Origin of the sequence: Ectorhizobium quercum (assembly GCF_026552795.1) — a bacterium.
GTDB classification, from domain to species: domain Bacteria; phylum Pseudomonadota; class Alphaproteobacteria; order Rhizobiales; family Rhizobiaceae; genus Ectorhizobium; species Ectorhizobium quercum.
The window spans coordinates 388,952-405,077 of sequence record NZ_JANFPI010000002.1; the positions used below are offsets into that span (position 1 = coordinate 388,952).

A 16,126-nucleotide genomic window follows, 5' to 3' on the forward strand; every position below is an offset into this window, starting at 1 on the left:
GAATCGCCGCACATCCCGAACCTTTGCCGAATCAGGCCGCGACCTTCTCCAGCGAGGCCTTCTGGACGGCATAGGCCCAGCCGATCCACAGCATCAGCGCCTCGAGATCGGCGGTCTCCACGGTCGCGCCGGCCCAGATGCGCAGGCCCGCAGGCGCGTCACGATAGGAGCCGATGTCATAGGCCACGCCTTCCTTCTCCAGCGCCGAGACGATTGCCTTGGCGAAGGCTGCCTGCCCGGCACCATCCAGCGCCGTCACCGCCGGGTCGACAATGCGCAGGCAGACCGAGGTGTTGGAGCGCGTCTCCGGATCGACGGCCAGATTGGCGATCCAGTCGTTCGCATCGACAAAATCGTCGATGACCCGGGCATTCGCATCCGCACGCGCCCGCAGGCCGGCGAGCCCGCCGGCCGACTTCGCCCATTCCAGCGCGTCGATGTAATCCTCGACGCACAGCAGGGAGGGCGTGTTGATCGTATCGCCCTCGAAAATGCCCTCGATCAGCTTGCCGCCCTTGGTGAGACGGAAGATCTTCGGCAGCGGCCAGGCCGGCTTGTAGCTCTCCAGACGCTCCACGGCACGCGGCGAGAGAATGAGCATGCCATGCCCGCCCTCGCCGCCCAGAACCTTCTGCCAGGAGAAGGTAACGACATCCAGTTTGGAAAAGTCGAGATTCTGCGCGAAGGCGGCCGAGGTGGCGTCGCAGATCGTCAGGCCCTTGCGGTCGGCGGGAATGAAACCGGCATCCGGCACGCGCACGCCCGAGGTCGTGCCGTTCCAGGTAAAGACCACGTCGCGGTCGAAATCGACCTGCGAGAAATCGACCAGTTCGCCATAGGGCGCCTCGAACCTGCGCACGTCGGGAAGCTTCAGTTCCTTGACCACGTCCGACACCCAGGTCGCCCCGAAGCTTTCCCAGGCGACCATATCGACGCCGCGCGCGCCGAGCAGCGACCACAGCGCCATTTCCACGGCCCCCGTATCGGACGCGGGAACGATGCCGATACGCCAGCCGGCCGGAACCTCCAGCACCTCGCGCGTCAGGTCTATGGCGCGCCTGAGCCTGTCCTTGCCGATGCGGGCGCGATGGGAGCGGCCGAGCGGCGCGCCGGACAGCGCGGCAGGCGTCCAGCCCGGACGCTTGGCGCAGGGGCCGGAGGAGAAATTGGGATTGGCGGTCTTGAGTTCCGGCTTGGCGATTTCGGCCATGATGCGTTCCTCGTGTTCTGGAAGCGGCCCTGAGGGGTTGACGGTCGCCGTGCTTATAGGCCCGCGCCGGGCGATCGGCAAGATCAACCTGCCCCTGCCGGACGCAATCCTTTCGCGGTTTCGCCGACGGGCGAAAGCGCACTCCTCCCGCGCTCCCGCCCGCCCTTTCCCGCCGCAGAAATACCGGAAAGCGGGCGGATAGACGCCGAAGCGCCGCGGGTATCGGATTCGGAGCCCCGGCGTGGTAAAACACTGTCCTGTCTGCCGGATCGATGGAACGGAATGCCGTTTCGAACGTTTCAGCAAACGGACACAGGGAGACAAAAAATGAACTCGACCAAATTCCTTCTCACCGCCGCGCTTGCGACCGGTTTCGCAACCAGCCTTTCCGCTGCCGATCTGTCCGGTGGCTACCTGCCTCCGGACGACGCCTCGGGTGGCGTGCGCCTTGGCGTGCTGACCTGCGATATCGGCTCGGGCGGCGGTTATCTGCTCGGCTCGGCCAAGACGCTCGACTGCACCTTCAAGTCGACGCGCGGCCGACTCGACCATTACAGCGGCTTCGTGCGCAAGATCGGCGTCGATCTGGGCTACACGGCCGGCGGCAAGATCGCCTGGGCCGTCTTCGCACCCACCGCCGGCTATCACTCCGGTTCGCTGGGCGGCCTCTACAAGGGCCTGAGCGCCGAAGCGACCGCCGGTATCGGCATCGGCGCCAACCTTCTGGTCGGCGGCACCAACGGCTCGATCCAGCTTCAGCCGCTTTCCGTCACCGGCCAGGTCGGCCTGAACGTCGCGGCAGCCGCCACCAGCGTGACGCTGACGCCGGCAGGCTGATCGCCCCATCCCCTCAACGAAAAAGACCCGCACGGCGTGCCGCGCGGGTCTTTTTCGTGAGGCAAACCGGGTCGGCCGGTTACTTGTAGACCGGCGGCGGCACGATCGTCGGCTCGTAGGCCTGGGTCGAACAGCCGTTGAAGACGTAACGGGCGCCGACGCGCAGTTCGTGAGACTGGATGCCCTTGTCGCGGCCCGGGCCGCCATTGGCCCGGTAGCCGAACATGTCGCCGCCCTCGATGTGACGGAAGCGATATCCCGCATCGGCCTTGAGGTTGCAGGTGATGTCGTAGGAGGCACCGGCCATGAGCGCATAGGTGAAGCGCCAGCCGCCCTTGCCGCCATGCTCGATCGTGCCGTCGCAGCCGCTGCCGTCATCGGCGCAGGCCCTGTTCCGCAGCTTGTCCCACTTCACGTAGGTGCCGCCGATGCCCGCGCCGACATAAGGCGTGAAGCCGCCATAGGTGCCGAGATCCACATAGGCGTTGGCCATCAGCGAATAGGCGTGCAGCGACGTCGTGTCCGAAGAGGTACACGGCCCGACGCAGGCGCCGAAGCCCGCACCGCCGCCGCGGGTGGAGCCGTGGAATTTCGACTTGGTGAGATAGTCGAAGGTCAGGTCGGTGCGCAGGTAGCTGTTGACCTGATAGCCGACGCCGGCGCCGACCAGAAAGGAATCCTTCAGCGAGGCGGTGGTGAAATCGCTCACCAGCGCATTGGAGCCCTGAAAAAAGTTCGCACCGCGAAGATGGTTGAAGGAATAGCCGACATCGCCGCGCAGGTACCAGCCTTCGGCATCGCTGACGACGACTTCCGGAGCCTCCAGAACCTGCGGTTCGGGCTGGTAGGGATCGGCAGCGAAGGCCGAAGTACATGCAGTAAGAGCGGCAACAAAGCCGACCACGCTCGATTTCATGGCAATGTCTCCAAAATGCCTCGAGAAACGCCGCAAATCATCGCGAACGCTCTTGTCGGGTTTGGATAATGGAGGATAAAGGTTAATACCCGCTTAACTACGCCTGTTTACGTATTTTCAGCCATGTAATACCGGGAATACTTGAAAGCAAAAGGCCGGATCGTCGCGTGACGGCCCGGCCCCGAAAACAGCGCGGACGTTGCAAGCTGCCGCTCAGGCGGCGTTGCGCACATTGGAGATCACCCCGCAAAGATCGCTGACGATGCGCTCGATCTGGCCGCGGTCGTCGCCTTCGGCCATGACGCGGATGAGCGGCTCCGTGCCGGAGGGGCGGATGACCAGACGCCCGTGCCGGGAAAGTTCGGCTTCGGCCTCGGCAATCGCCTGCTTGACCGTATTGTCCTCCAGCGGCTTGCCGCCGCTGAAGCGGACATTGCGCAGAAGCTGCGGCACCGGCTCGAAACGGCGGCAGATGTCGCTGACCGTCCTTTCGCGGCGCTTGACGGCGGCCAGAATCTGCAACGCAGCGACCAGGCCGTCGCCGGTCGTGCCGAAATCGGACAGGACGATATGGCCCGACTGTTCGCCGCCGACATTGTAGCCGTGCTGGCGCATGTGCTCCACCACGTAGCGGTCGCCCACCTTGGTGCGGGCAAGCCCCAGCCCCTTGTCGGCCAGGAAGCGCTCCAGGCCGAGATTGGACATGACCGTGGCGACCAGCCCACCACCCTTCAGCATACCGTCGTCGGCCCAGGTCTCGGCAATCACCGCCATGAGCTGGTCGCCATCGACGATCTCGCCCTTTTCGTCGACGATGATCACCCGGTCGGCATCGCCATCGAGAGCGATGCCGATATCGGCGCGCACTTCATGCACCTTGTCCTGAAGCGCCTTCGGGCTGGTGGAGCCACAATCGAGATTGATGTTCGTGCCGTTCGGGGTGTTGCCGATGGTGATGACTTCCGCTCCGAGTTCCCACAGCGCCAGCGGCGCCACCTTGTAGGCCGCGCCGTTGGCACAGTCGATGGCAATCCGCAGCCCCGAAAGCGTCACGTCGCGCGGCAGGGTGCGCTTCACGAACTCGATATAGCGGTAGATATCGCCGTCGACGCGCTTGGCACGGCCGATATCCTCCGGCCGGGCGAGCTGCGAATAGATATCTCTTTCCAGCAGCGCCTCGATCTCCAGCTCCAACTCGTCGGAGAGCTTGTAGCCGTCCGGGCCGAACAGCTTGATGCCGTTGTCGGCGAAGGGATTGTGCGAGGCGGAGATCATCACGCCGATATCCGCGCGCAGCGAGCGCGTCAGCATGGCCACCGCCGGCGTCGGGATCGGGCCGAGCAGGAAGACATCCAGCCCCGCCGCCGTGAACCCGGCGACCAGCGCGTTTTCCAGCATGTAGCCGGACAGGCGCGTATCCTTGCCGATCACCACCCGGTGGCGATGATTGCCGCGCCGGAACATCGTTCCGACCGCGATACCCAGCCGCATGGCCAGATCCGGCGTCATCGGAAACGTGTTGGACTGTCCGCGAATACCGTCCGTGCCGAAATAGCGACGTGTCATGTCAACTCCCGTCTCGTATCGTGGCCGTTCTGGGCGGCCCGCTGTTCGTTTGCGTTCCAATGCCACGAATCACGCTTTTGGGCACGTAAATTACCGTCAAAAAACATTATATGTCGTTACCGGCCCACAGACCCCAGCCCCACGCGCTTTCGCCCCGATGCGCCGCCTGCAGCCGAAGACGCCAACGGCGAGATATTCGGAAACGCGCCCCGGTTTACCGTTCGTCAAAGGAAAAACCTCAGGTATCGTACCGCCGGCTGCGAAGCGGTTGCCGCCGACGTATTTTTATTTGCCCTGGGCTGCGAATATGTCTAGGTGCCATTTGATTAACAGGATCATCGAAGGGATAGCCTATGTCAGTAAGCTGGCTGGATGCCGCAATTCTCGGATTGTTACAGGGTTTGACTGAGTTTCTTCCGATTTCCTCCAGTGCGCATCTGCGCATCGCCGGCGAGTTCCTCCCTTCCGGAGCCGACCCCGGAGCCGCCTTCACCGCCATCACCCAGATCGGCACTGAAGCAGCCGTTCTCGTTTATTTCTGGTCGGATATCCGCCGCATCGCACTGGCATGGCTGCGCCAGAACCTGGCCCGCGCCACCGATTACAACCGCGACGACGCGCGCATGGGCTGGCTGATCATCCTCGGCTCGGTGCCGATCGTCGTGCTCGGACTGCTGTTCAAGGACCAGATCGAATACAGCCTGCGCAATCTCTACATCACCGCCACGGCCCTGATCGTCTTTGGCATCATCCTCGGCATCGCGGACCACTTCGGCAGCAAGTATCGCACGCTGGACCGCCTGACGTGGAAACACGGCATCCTTTACGGTTTCGCCCAGGCTATGGCACTGATTCCCGGCGTCTCCCGTTCCGGCGGCACGATCAGCGCCGGCCTTCTGATGGGCTACACGCGCGAAGCCGCCGCGCGCTATTCCTTCCTGCTGGCGGTTCCCGCCGTTTTCGGCTCGGGCTTCTACCAGCTGTTCAAGAGCATTGGCCGCGAAAATCCGGTCGGCTGGCTTGAAACCGGCCTCGCGACGGTGATTGCCTTCGTCGTCGGCTATGTGGTGATCGTCTTCTTCCTGAAGCTCGTCTCCACCAAGAACTATTTCCCCTTCGTCTGGTATCGCATCGGGCTCGGACTGCTCATCATCGTCCTGCTCCAGACCGGCCAGATCGCCGCCCTCTGAGAACGGCTACCGCAAGATCGCCCGGCCCCGCCATTCGGGACCGGGCGACAAGCCAGGCAAGGGGGAAACGCTTCTATTCCGAGGCCTCCCCGCCGACGAATATCCGGCACGACCGCAAACCCGTTTCTCCAACGAAAAAGCCCTCCCCCATTCTGCGGGGGAGGGCTTTTGCATGTCGCGGGATTGTTGGGAGCATTTCCGGGGAAACGCTCCACGTCCCGTGTCTCAGCGCGGCTGGGGCTCGAAACCGCCTTCGGGCTCGCCGCCGCCATCCTTGGTTTCGCCGCTGTTGGCGTCCTTGCGGGCGCCAGCCTTCGGCACGGCGGAACCGCGCGAGGTCGGGGTGTCGTCGCCCGAATCGCGGGTCGGACGCTCACCGCGCAGCAACGCCTTGATCTCGTCACCGGACAGCGTCTCGAACTCCAGAAGCCCCTCGGCCAGCGTGACGAATTCGTCGTGCTTTTCGGTGAGGATGCGGCGGGCCTCGGTATAGGCCTCCTCGATCAGGCGGCGAACCTCGTTGTCGATCTTCTGGGCGGTGGATTCCGAAACGTTGCGGGTCTGGGAAACCGAATGGCCGAGGAAGACCTCCTGCTGGTTCTCGCCATAGGCGACCTGGCCGAGAATATCGGAAAAGCCCCACTGCGTGACCATCGCGCGCGCCAGCTTGGTGGCCTGCTCGATATCGGAGGACGCGCCGGAGGTGATGTTCTCCTTGCCGAAGGTCAGTTCCTCGGCAACGCGGCCACCCATCATGATCACGAGCCGCGAGACCATCCACTTGTAGCTCATCGAGTAACGGTCGCCTTCCGGCAACTGCATGACCATGCCGAGCGCCCGGCCGCGCGGAATGATCGTCGCCTTGTGGAGCGGGTCCGCGACCGGCACGTTGAGCGCGGTGATGGCGTGGCCGGCCTCGTGGTAGGCCGTGAGCTTCTTTTCCGCTTCGGTCATGGCCGAGGTGCGGCGCTCGGCCCCCATCATGATCTTGTCCTTGGCGTCCTCGAACTCCTGCATGGTGACGACGCGCTTGTTGCGGCGGGCGGCCATCAGGGCGGCTTCGTTGACGAGGTTCATCAGGTCGGCGCCGGAAAAGCCGGGCGTGCCGCGGGCGAGAACCTTGAGATCGACGTTCGGCGCCAGCGGAACGTTGCGGACATGGACCTTGAGGATCCGCTCGCGGCCGACGATATCCGGGTTGGGAACGACCACCTGGCGGTCGAAGCGGCCGGGACGCAGCAGCGCCGGGTCGAGAACGTCCGGACGGTTGGTGGCGGCGATGAGGATGATGCCCTCGTTCGCCTCGAAACCGTCCATCTCGACCAGAAGCTGGTTCAGCGTCTGTTCGCGCTCGTCGTTGCCGCCGCCGAGACCGGCGCCGCGATGGCGGCCGACGGCATCGATTTCGTCGATGAAGATGATGCAGGGCGCATTCTTCTTGGCCTGTTCGAACATGTCGCGGACACGGCTCGCGCCGACGCCGACGAACATTTCCACGAAGTCGGAACCGGAAATGGTGAAGAACGGCACATTGGCCTCGCCCGCCACCGAGCGGGCCAGCAGCGTCTTGCCGGTGCCGGGCGGCCCGACGAGCAGCACGCCACGCGGAATCTTGCCGCCGAGGCGCTGGAACTTCTGCGGATCGCGCAGGAACTCGACGATCTCCTCGAGGTCCTGCTTGGCTTCGTCGACGCCCGCGACGTCATCGAAGGTCACGCGGCCGTGCGCTTCGGTCAGAAGCTTGGCCTTCGACTTGCCGAAGCCCATCGCGCCGCGCGAGCCGCCCTGCATCTGCCGCATGAAGAACAGCCAGACGCCGAGAATGAGCAGCATCGGCAGCAGCGTGCCGAGATAGCTGAGGAAGCCGGACGAACCGTCGCTCTCCGGACGCGCGACGATCGTCACGTTCTTTTCCTGAAGCTTGACCATCAGGTTGTCGTCGATGACCGGCGCGTAGGACTGGAAGGCCGTGCCGTTTTCCAGATAGGTGCCGAAGACCCGGTTGCCGGTCACGGTCACGTCGCGCACACGGCCCGCATCCACGTCCCGCAGGAATTGCGAATAGGGAATTTCCCTGCCGCTCGTCTGCGTCGGCGTGGTCTGGAACATGCTGAACAACGCAATCAGCAACAGGGCAATGATGGCCCAAAGAGCGAAGTTGCGGAAATTTGGGTTCATTGAACTCCCCAGAGTACCTCGGGCGCACATATGGCGCGCAATTTGCAGACTAACATAGGGGTCGCACTGACACTTGCCAAGGCGACCGCACGTTTTTCATGTGTTTTCCGGTCAGGCTTCAACGACTGAACGCAGGCTCGGTAAACGGAGTGCGACCGGCCAGCCCCGCCAGCGCATTCGCAAGCCGCAGATCGAAAAGCGGCAGGAAAAGATCGCAAGCGGCGATCCGCGGCTCGAAAGGCGCTTCATCCGGGTGTTTCGCGCCGGAAATGCAGGGCATCGCCTGCGCCGCCCGCCGCGCCAGCGAAACCGGCATTCCCGGAAACAGGGCCGCGACACGGGCATCGTCCGGCGCGGGTGCCGGCACGACGGTCAGCGGCCCGGCGGACGGATTGGCGACCCGGAAACGCCCGTCCCACACACCCTCCGCGCCGGAGGCGACCGTCATCTCCGGCAGGCCGCGCAATTCGCGCATCAGATAAAGCCCGTCGCGGCGCAGGGCAACGAACACGCGCGACAGCGTCATGCGGCCCGGCCGGCCGTCGCCGATCATCGCCAGCAGCCGGTTCATGGCATTGCGGGCCGGTCCGTTCTCCCGCCCGCCGAGCATGGCGACGAGGCCGGAAAGCGCGACCCGCAGCACATCGGGCGGCGCATCGAGTCCTTCCGGGGCGATGCGGGCGAGCACGGCGCTTCGAAGCACCGCATGGCGTTCCAGCCATTCCGCCGCCGCGACGGCAAGGCGGCGGCGCTCTTGCGCCGCAAACGCGACGTCCGGCACCGTCGCCTCCCCCGCCGCCAGCGCCCGACGGATGCGCACGCGCTCGTAATGCGGGTCGTCATTGGTCGGATCGTCGATCCAGCCCATCCCTTCGCCGGCCAGAAAATCGCGGATCGCCCGGCGCCGGACATCGAGAAACGGCCGGGCGATCCAGATCGAGCGGTCGTAGAACACCGCTTCCGCCATGCCGGAAAGACCGGCATTCTCGGCGCGGGCAGACCGTGCGGCCCGCATCAGCACCGTTTCGTCCTGATCGTCGGCGGTGTGGGCAGTCACCACCAGATCGGCGGAAAACCGCGCCGCCGCCTGTTTCAGCAGCCGGTAGCGCGCCAGCCGTGCCGCTTCGGAAAGGCGGCTTTCGGGTTTGGCGCCCTCCCAGCGCAGCGTCGCATGAGAAATGCCGAGGGAAGCACATAGCGCCGCGACGGTCTCCGCCTCCGACGCCGATTCCGGCCTCAGGGCATGATCAATGGTGACGGCGCAGAGTGAATGCCCCCCGCGTGCGGCCCGGTGTAGGGCGGCGAGAAGCCCGGTCGAATCGCTGCCGCCGGAGATCGCGACCAGAATGCGAGCGGGCCGCGGCAGCCGGTTCAGAAAACGCTGCGCGGCATCGAGTGGCTGCATGATCAGCAGGAAAGGCGCTTCTGTTCGCTGGCCGCCTTGCTCAGAACCGCCCGCGAAGCGTTCGGATAGCGCGACGGCACTTCCCGCAGCGTCTTGCAGGCTACGTCGGGATTGTCGAGCGCGGCAAGCGACATGCCAAGCTTCAGCAGCATTTCCGGCGCACGAGGCGATTTCCCGTAGGACTGATGGCCATCCAGGAAGGTCTTCGCGGCCTCGTTGTACTTGCCCTGTGAATATTGCGCCTCACCCAGCCAGAAACTGGCATCGGCGATCTTGGGGCCTTGCGGGAACGAGGAGATGTATTGCTCGAACTCCTGTTCCGCAACGGCATAGTCGCCGGCCAGCACATGGCCGTAGGCGGCCTTGTAGAGGTCCTCGTCGCTTCCCGGAGCGGCAGGCGTCGACGGGGCAGCCGTCGCCACGCCGGGAAGGGACGAAGCATTCGAACCGGGTGCGTTCATGGTGGAGCCGATCGGGTTGCCCTGCGCGTCGAAACGCACGGAACCGAGCGTGGTGGAGGAAGCGCCTGCCCCGGACGAGGCCGGACCGTTCTGCCCCGTCCCGTCCGAATCGATGATGGTCGCCACGTCGTCGTCCGCCCCCGGTGCGCCCGTCCCGGAGGAGGGCGCTGCCGTGGCGACGGAACCGGAGGATGACGACGGCGCTTCGCTGCGCTTCTTGCCGCCTTCCAGGTCCTGGAAGCGGAATTCGTTGTCTTCCTGCGTCTTGCGCATCTGTTCCTGCATCTGGAGAAGCTGGAAGCTCATTTCCTCGATGCGGCCGTTCAACTGGCGGATTTCCTCCTGAAGCTGCTGGATGCGCGCGGCATCGCCCGCCTGCGCCAGAATGACCGGCTGCTGCCGTTCAGCCACCGGCGTGCCGAATGCCCTGAAAAGAGGTTGGGAAAACGCCGTGCCCTGCCACCCGGTAAAGGCGGCGAGCCCCAGCATCCCCGCCACGACAAGTTTCCTCATTTGGTTCGTCCTCAAAAGGTTGAAACGACGATCCGGCGACCCGGACCCTTGCCTTCAATGACACGAATGCCGACTTTTTCCAACGCCTGAGAAAGCAGGTAAGTTCGGCGAAAACATGGAAAACCGCATCCCGCCGGCAAGAAGGGCGGAAGAAGCGGCGCGGGATCGCTATTCGGCCCATTCCGGGTCGGTGGTGAACACGATCGTCAGCCAGCGGTCCGGCCCCTCCCCGCCGATCGCCTCGCCGACCGCATTGCGGATGTCGTCCCATTCCTCCAGCCGCCGCGCGGGGCCGCCGGACGGTACGATGAAGTAAAGCTCGATCTGCCGCCCGCGCCCGACGCGCGCGACATAGGAGCGGAAGGCCGAGAAGCCGTAGCGCCGCACGATTTCCTCCGCGACACCGTCGACATGCCGCTTGTCGGCGGCAGGGGTGATGAGCAGCACGTCGGCCAGCGCCTGTTTCACCGTTCCGACCGGCACCGGTATGATGACGAGGCAGACCAGCGCCAGAATCGCCGGGTCGATATAGGGCGACATCCACTCGAGCGCCGTTCCCTGGATCAGCAACCCGAAGGCGAACGCCAGCAGAAGGGCGCCGCTCAACGCGGCGGACATCCACCATGCCTTGGCGTCGAGCGCCACGAAACCGGACTTCAGGACCCGGCTCGCCCGGCCGCTGTAGATCGCCATGACCACTGCCACGCAGGCCACCAGCGCGGCATACAGAATGCCCTGGTCGAAGTTCAGGACCCGCCCGCCGTCGATGATGCTGCCGATGGCGTTGATCAGCGCATAGACCGCCGCGCCGATGAGCAGGGTGCCGCTCACGCCGAGAACCATCGGCTCCAGATGCCAGAACCCCATCGTGAATCGTTCGGCCAGCCTGTTCCTCGAAGGGCCGCGCGCCGTCGACGTCGCGATCAGGTTCGAGACCACAAGCGCGGCGAGCGTCATCGTCACGTCCGCCAGCGAGTACACGCCGTCGAACACGATGGCCGACGATCCCGAAAGCAATCCGAAAAACACCCCGGCCACCGCGACCAGAAAGGTCACGGCGATGGACAATCTCAGGACGAACTGCTCGCTTCGCACCCTCACGTCTCCCCTGCCCGGCCGGACGCAACGCCCGGACTATGCCCTTGTAGCGCAGATTCGCTGTGGTTGTCCGGTTAGAGCATGTCCCGCAGAAGTGCGCAGCGGTTTTGCGCGCGGAAATGCGTGAAAACACAGAATGAGCGCGGGTTTTTCACGGCCGGACCACAAGACACCTGCCCCCGGACGCATCAAAGGGGGCGGCCCGCAGGACCGCCCCCTTTGATGTTCGTTTCCGCGATGCGGGGTCGATCAGCGGGCGCCGAGCACCGTGACGGCGCGGCGGTTCTGCGACCAGCACGAGATGTCGTCGCAAACCGCGACCGGGCGTTCCTTGCCGTAGGAGATCGTCCTGATGCTGCCGGCCGGAATGCCGAGCGAGGCGAGGTAATCGCGGGTCGCGGCGGCGCGGCGGGCACCGAGCGCAAGGTTGTATTCGCGCGTGCCGCGTTCGTCCGCATGGCCTTCGACGGTGATCGAGTAGTTCGGATACTGCCGCAGCCACTGGGCCTGACGGGACAGCGTCTGCTGCGCGTCGGCGCGGATCGACGAACTGTCGGTGTCGAAGAAGATGCGGTCGCCGACATTGACGGTGAAGTCCTGCTGTGAACCGGGCGTGGCCGCGCCGGCGCCGCCGAGCCCCAGTTCGCCGGCATTGTTCGGAAGATTCTTCTTGGACGCACAACCGGCCAGTGCGAGCGTCATCACGAGAGCGACGACGATCGGGTTGCGCGCGAGAGTCTGCATGCGGCCTGCGGCCTGGGTATCGATGCGGCTCATCGCCGGTCTCCTTGCGAATTTCATTAAGGTTGCCGAACCATAACCCCTCTCGGTTAATCGGCATCCAACAAGTATGGTTAACGCTTTCCTGAAACGCCGTCCGGAGGACGGTTTTGCGCGGCCTCCGGACGTGATTTGCATGACGTGATAGCCGCTCCCTCACAGGACTTTGCGGCAGGAACGTGACGCGCTGCCAGAATTACTCGAGCAGCGGCGACCAGGCCGGGTCGGAAGCGAAGCTCGGCGTCTTGATAAGCTGCTCGTTATAGCCCGTCAGGTCGATGGAATAGAGCTGCGGGCCGCCCGAACCGGCATTCTCGCGGAAGAACATGATGACGCGTCCGTTGGGGGCCCAGGTCGGGCCTTCGTTGTGGAAACCCGTCGTCAGGATGCGCTCGCCCGAACCGTCCGGACGCATCACCCCGATGGAGAACCTGCCGCCCGACTGCTTCGTGAAGGCGATGAGATCGCCGCGCGGCGACCAGACCGGCGTCGAATAGGAACCGTCGCCGAAGGAAATCCGCTGCTGGCCGGAGCCGTCGGCGTTCATCACGTAGAGCTGCTGGCGGCCGCCCCGGTCGCTTTCGAACACGATCCGCCGGCCATCCGGCGCATAGGACGGCGAGGTGTCGATGGCCGCGGTGTTGGTCAGACGGGTGGTCGTGCGCGAACGCAGGTCCATCGTGTAGATGTTGGAGTTGCCGTCCTGTTGCAGCGACATGATCACGCGCTGGCCGTCTGGCGAGAAGCGCGGCGAGAAGGTCATGCCGGGGAAGTTGCCCACGACCTCGCGGCGGCCCGTTTCGAGTTGAAGCAGGTAGACGCGCGGCTGGCCGCCTTCGAACGACATATAGGTCACTTCCTGCTGGCTCGGCGAGAAGCGCGGCGTCAGCACGATGTCGTTGGTATTGGTCAGGACGCGCAGGTTGAAACCGTCCTGGTCCATGATGGCGAGCTGGCGCTTGCGGTCGTTCTTCGGGCCGTTTTCGGACACGAAGACGACGCGCGTGTCGAAATAGCCGTTCTCGCCGGTGATCTGCTTGTAGATGGCGTCGGCGATGATGTGGGCGACCCGGCGCCAGTTTTCCGGCTGGGTATAGAACTGCTGGCCGGTCATCTGCTGGCCGGAGAACGTGTCCCACAGGCGGAATTCGGCACGAAGGCGCGCACCCTCGCGCACCACCCGGCCCGTCACCAGCGCCTGCGCGTTGATGACCTTCCAGTCCTCGAAGCGCGGCGTCTGGTCCGGGTTGGCGATCTTCTCGATGAACGCCGTCTTGCCGATCGGCGCAAAAAGGCCCGAGCGTTTCAGGTCGGCCGCGATCACCTCGGAAATCTGCGCGCCGAGCGCGTCAGCGGACTGGAAGTCGGTGATGGCGATCGGCAACGGCTCCACGTTACCCTGGTTGATGTTGATCTCCACCCTGGCCTGGGCCGGCGCGGCGAACATCACGGCCATGCCGGCGAACGCGATCATGAGGCGGATGAAAGTTCGTTTCATCATTGATTTCAAGCCTTTCAAAGCAATTCACTCGGGTCGAAGTTCACGACGACTTCACTCCAGGCATCATATTTGTCGGCTGGCAGGCCCCGGAAGGGCGCCGAGCGGCGCACGGCGCGCAGCGCGCTCGACTGCAACGTCCGGCGGGCGCTCTCGGAACCGCCCGAAGCCTCCACGTCCGGCTGGCCGATGATCTCGCCCGACTGGTCGAGACGCATGGTGACGCGGATGATCACGCCTTCCGCACCCTCGATGCCGGAAATGACCGACCAGTTCCTCTGGATCTGGCTGCGAAGGGCATCCAGTTCGCTCTGCGACAAGGTGGAGCCGCCGGTGGTCCGCCTGCCGCCCAACGCCGGATCGTCGGCGGAGCGTCTGGCGCCGCCGCCCTGCGCGTCGGTCTTGTTCAGAAGCGCGGCCACCTCGTCGGCGCTGAAGTCGTTCTGCCTGGTCGAGGACGATCTCGCCGCTTCCTGCCTGCGGTTGTCCGGCCGGGCGTTGCTGGGCGCAGGCGCCTGCTCCCTCTGCCGCGTCTCCGTGGGACGGGCGACGGCCGTCTGAGTCGGCTTCGGCGGCTCCTGCCGCGGCCGCGCGTTCGGCACGGGCACGTTCTGCGGCACGGCGATCTCGCCCGTTTCCGATTGCGCCGGCTGCGGTTCCGGCGGCGGCGCGGCGGCAGGTTCCGGCGGTGCAGGCTCGGGTGCGGGTTCCGGTGGCGGCGCCTCCGCTTTCGGCTCCGGCGGCGGGGTCTGCGGCTTCGGCTCGGGCCTGACGTCCGGCACCGGCGGCGCCGTGTCCTCCTTCACGATCTCATTCGATTCGGTCGGTTTCGTGTCCTGGACGGGCGCAGGTTTTTCGCTCGCCATCGGCGCTGCGGCGACCTCCTGTTCCCTCGGGCGGTTCTGCGGCGTCGGGGGCGTCCTCAGGTCGACATTGTTGTCGCCGAGGTTCTCGGCATTCTCGACCTGGCGCGGATTGGTCGTCGGCACCGGCGCGGCCCTGTCGGCCAACGGCGCGTTCCTGTCGCCCTGCTGGATCTGCGTCAGTTCCGAAACCGGCACGATATCGACCGGCAAAGCCTCCACGTCCGTCATCTCGAACGGCTCGGGCGAGCCGATCGACACCAGCGCGAAAGCGAGTGCCGCGCCGTGCATGACCGCCGATGTGACGAGACTGTTCCTCATCCCGAACCTTACTGATCCTGACGCTGTTGCGTGACGAGACCGATATTCCTGAAGCCGGCCTGCTGGATGCGGGCCATCACGTCGGCGATCACGCCGTAGGCGGCGGCGGAATCCCCGCGCACGAGAATGCGTTCGTTGTATCCGGTCGTGGCTATGGCCTCGAGCTTGGCCGTCACCTCGTCGGCAGCCACGGCCGTCTCCTGAAGGTAGATCTCGCCCGATGCATTGACGGAAATGGTGATCGGCTGCGTCTCGGAATTCAGCGCCCTGGCCGAGGTTTCCGGCAGGTCGATCGGAACGCCGACCGTCATCATCGGCGCCGCCACCATGAAGATGATGAGCAGCACCAGCATGACGTCCACCAGCGGCGTCACGTTGATTTCGCTGATCACGCCCTTGCGGCTGCCGCCGCGCCGGCGCCGTCCGCCTCCGCCCGAATTGTTTCCGCCTACCGCCATGCCCATGATTCAGATCTCCGCTGGCCGTCGTTCGTCATTCCGCTGCCTGCTGGCGCGGCTGGAGCTTCTCGTCGATCTGGCGCGACAGGATGGCCGAGAACTCGTCCGCAAAGCCTTCCATGCGCGCATTGAGCTTTCCGGCATCGCCGGCGAACTTGTTGTAGGCGATAACCGCCGGAATGGCCGCGACGAGACCGATGGCGGTCGCCAGAAGCGCTTCCGCGATACCGGGCGCGACCACCGCAAGGTTGGTCGACTTCGAGCCGGCGATCGCCTGGAACGAGGTCATGATACCGATAACCGTGCCGAACAGGCCGATGAACGGACCGGCGGAACCGATGGTGGCGAGCGAGGACAGCCTCGCTTCGAGCGTCTCGCTCTCGCGCGCCATCGTCACGTCCATCGCGCGGTCGATGCGCATCTGGAGGCCGATGGGCGAGCGGGCGCCCCGCTCGAAGCTCTTCTTCCATTCCCGCATGGCCGCCACGAAGATCGCCGCGAGACCGGTGTTCTGCCGTTCGGACAGCGTGCGGTACAATTCCTCGAGCGACTGGCCGGACCAGAATACCTGCTCGAAATGATCGTATTGGCGCTGCGCCTTCTTGAAGGTCAGCGATTTGTCGATGATCAGCGCCCAGGTCCAGATGGAAGCGGCGACGAGCCCGAGCATGACGAGCTTGACGATCAAGCCCGCCTGCATGAACAACGCCCAGAGGCTCACATCCGTTGCCGCGGCGGCCAGTTCTACCTGTTCCATTCGAAATATCCCCGAATCCAAACGCCCGGCGCAGGACCGGGCGATCAAAAGAGCGTTGTTTACTGCAAGAAGCCG

The 16,126-nt window shown here is 64.9% G+C and carries 14 protein-coding genes; 2 read left to right on the plus strand and 12 right to left on the minus strand.

The window, feature by feature from the left end; all coding sequences use genetic code 11:
• Nucleotides 1-31: 31 nt before the first annotated feature.
• Nucleotides 32-1,210 (minus strand): phosphoserine transaminase, encoded by a 1,179-nt coding sequence (locus tag NOF55_RS06545; protein ID WP_306410539.1) that lies wholly within the window; start codon nt 1,208-1,210, stop codon nt 32-34.
• A gap of 327 nt (nt 1,211-1,537) precedes the next feature.
• On the opposite strand from NOF55_RS06545, the gene NOF55_RS06550 reads away from it, so the two are divergent.
• Complete coding sequence (locus NOF55_RS06550) at nt 1,538-2,047, plus strand: DUF992 domain-containing protein (protein ID WP_306410540.1); 510 nt, start codon at nt 1,538-1,540, stop codon at nt 2,045-2,047.
• A gap of 79 nt (nt 2,048-2,126) precedes the next feature.
• On the opposite strand, the gene NOF55_RS06555 is transcribed toward NOF55_RS06550, so the two are convergent.
• Both NOF55_RS06555 and glmM read right to left on the minus strand, forming a co-directional pair.
• Complete coding sequence (locus NOF55_RS06555; protein ID WP_306410541.1) at nt 2,127-2,963, minus strand: outer membrane protein; 837 nt, start codon at nt 2,961-2,963, stop codon at nt 2,127-2,129.
• Nucleotides 2,964-3,176: 213 nt separating this feature from the next.
• The gene (gene glmM, locus NOF55_RS06560; protein ID WP_306410542.1) at nt 3,177-4,529 is read right to left on the minus strand and encodes a phosphoglucosamine mutase; all 1,353 of its coding nucleotides are present in this window, start codon (nt 4,527-4,529) and stop codon (nt 3,177-3,179) included.
• Nucleotides 4,530-4,882: 353 nt separating this feature from the next.
• Between glmM and NOF55_RS06565 the strand changes: the two genes are divergently transcribed.
• Nucleotides 4,883-5,719 (plus strand): undecaprenyl-diphosphate phosphatase, encoded by an 837-nt coding sequence (locus tag NOF55_RS06565; protein WP_306410543.1) that lies wholly within the window; start codon nt 4,883-4,885, stop codon nt 5,717-5,719.
• A gap of 225 nt (nt 5,720-5,944) precedes the next feature.
• Here the strand turns inward: NOF55_RS06565 and ftsH are convergent, their stop codons facing one another.
• The 9 genes from ftsH to tolQ form a co-directional block, all read right to left on the minus strand.
• Nucleotides 5,945-7,897, minus strand: a complete 1,953-nt coding sequence (ftsH, locus tag NOF55_RS06570) for an ATP-dependent zinc metalloprotease FtsH (RefSeq protein WP_306410544.1) — start codon at nt 7,895-7,897, stop codon at nt 5,945-5,947.
• 118 nt (nt 7,898-8,015) lie between these two features.
• Nucleotides 8,016-9,302: a tRNA lysidine(34) synthetase TilS gene (tilS, locus tag NOF55_RS06575; RefSeq protein ID WP_306410545.1), complete on the minus strand. Its 1,287-nt coding sequence runs from the start codon at nt 9,300-9,302 to the stop codon at nt 8,016-8,018.
• Nucleotides 9,303-9,304: 2 nt separating this feature from the next.
• A complete protein-coding gene (gene ybgF, locus NOF55_RS06580; RefSeq protein WP_306410546.1) occupies nt 9,305-10,276 on the minus strand; it encodes a tol-pal system protein YbgF in 972 nt (323 codons plus the stop codon).
• 168 nt (nt 10,277-10,444) lie between these two features.
• Complete coding sequence (locus tag NOF55_RS06585; protein ID WP_306410547.1) at nt 10,445-11,371, minus strand: cation diffusion facilitator family transporter; 927 nt, start codon at nt 11,369-11,371, stop codon at nt 10,445-10,447.
• Nucleotides 11,372-11,623: 252 nt separating this feature from the next.
• Nucleotides 11,624-12,151: a peptidoglycan-associated lipoprotein Pal gene (gene pal / locus NOF55_RS06590; RefSeq protein ID WP_306410548.1), complete on the minus strand. Its 528-nt coding sequence runs from the start codon at nt 12,149-12,151 to the stop codon at nt 11,624-11,626.
• A gap of 199 nt (nt 12,152-12,350) precedes the next feature.
• Nucleotides 12,351-13,655, minus strand: coding sequence for a Tol-Pal system beta propeller repeat protein TolB (gene tolB / locus NOF55_RS06595; protein WP_306410549.1), 1,305 nt, complete (start codon nt 13,653-13,655; stop codon nt 12,351-12,353).
• A gap of 14 nt (nt 13,656-13,669) precedes the next feature.
• Nucleotides 13,670-14,836: a cell envelope integrity protein TolA gene (gene tolA / locus NOF55_RS06600; RefSeq protein ID WP_306410550.1), complete on the minus strand. Its 1,167-nt coding sequence runs from the start codon at nt 14,834-14,836 to the stop codon at nt 13,670-13,672.
• An 8-nt stretch (nt 14,837-14,844) separates the two neighbouring features.
• The gene (tolR, locus tag NOF55_RS06605; RefSeq protein ID WP_306410551.1) at nt 14,845-15,300 is read right to left on the minus strand and encodes a protein TolR; all 456 of its coding nucleotides are present in this window, start codon (nt 15,298-15,300) and stop codon (nt 14,845-14,847) included.
• Between the two features lie 28 nt (nt 15,301-15,328).
• The gene (gene tolQ / locus NOF55_RS06610) at nt 15,329-16,051 is read right to left on the minus strand and encodes a protein TolQ (protein WP_306410552.1); all 723 of its coding nucleotides are present in this window, start codon (nt 16,049-16,051) and stop codon (nt 15,329-15,331) included.
• Nucleotides 16,052-16,126: the final 75 nt, after the last annotated feature.

What these genes read in the sequence shown, in the direction of transcription:
- NOF55_RS06545 (WP_306410539.1), bottom strand. Translation starts at nt 1,210, where the DNA reads ATGGCCGAAATCGCCAAGCCGGAACTCAAGACCGCCAATCCCAATTTC.
- NOF55_RS06550 (WP_306410540.1), top strand. Translation starts at nt 1,538, where the DNA reads ATGAACTCGACCAAATTCCTTCTCACCGCCGCGCTTGCGACCGGTTTC.
- NOF55_RS06555 (WP_306410541.1), bottom strand. Translation starts at nt 2,963, where the DNA reads ATGAAATCGAGCGTGGTCGGCTTTGTTGCCGCTCTTACTGCATGTACT.
- glmM (WP_306410542.1), bottom strand. Translation starts at nt 4,529, where the DNA reads ATGACACGTCGCTATTTCGGCACGGACGGTATTCGCGGACAGTCCAAC.
- NOF55_RS06565 (WP_306410543.1), top strand. Translation starts at nt 4,883, where the DNA reads ATGTCAGTAAGCTGGCTGGATGCCGCAATTCTCGGATTGTTACAGGGT.
- ftsH (WP_306410544.1), bottom strand. Translation starts at nt 7,897, where the DNA reads ATGAACCCAAATTTCCGCAACTTCGCTCTTTGGGCCATCATTGCCCTG.
- tilS (WP_306410545.1), bottom strand. Translation starts at nt 9,302, where the DNA reads ATGCAGCCACTCGATGCCGCGCAGCGTTTTCTGAACCGGCTGCCGCGG.
- ybgF (WP_306410546.1), bottom strand. Translation starts at nt 10,276, where the DNA reads ATGAGGAAACTTGTCGTGGCGGGGATGCTGGGGCTCGCCGCCTTTACC.
- pal (WP_306410548.1), bottom strand. Translation starts at nt 12,151, where the DNA reads ATGAGCCGCATCGATACCCAGGCCGCAGGCCGCATGCAGACTCTCGCG.
- tolB (WP_306410549.1), bottom strand. Translation starts at nt 13,655, where the DNA reads ATGATGAAACGAACTTTCATCCGCCTCATGATCGCGTTCGCCGGCATG.
- tolA (WP_306410550.1), bottom strand. Translation starts at nt 14,836, where the DNA reads ATGAGGAACAGTCTCGTCACATCGGCGGTCATGCACGGCGCGGCACTC.
- tolR (WP_306410551.1), bottom strand. Translation starts at nt 15,300, where the DNA reads ATGGGCATGGCGGTAGGCGGAAACAATTCGGGCGGAGGCGGACGGCGC.
- tolQ (WP_306410552.1), bottom strand. Translation starts at nt 16,051, where the DNA reads ATGGAACAGGTAGAACTGGCCGCCGCGGCAACGGATGTGAGCCTCTGG.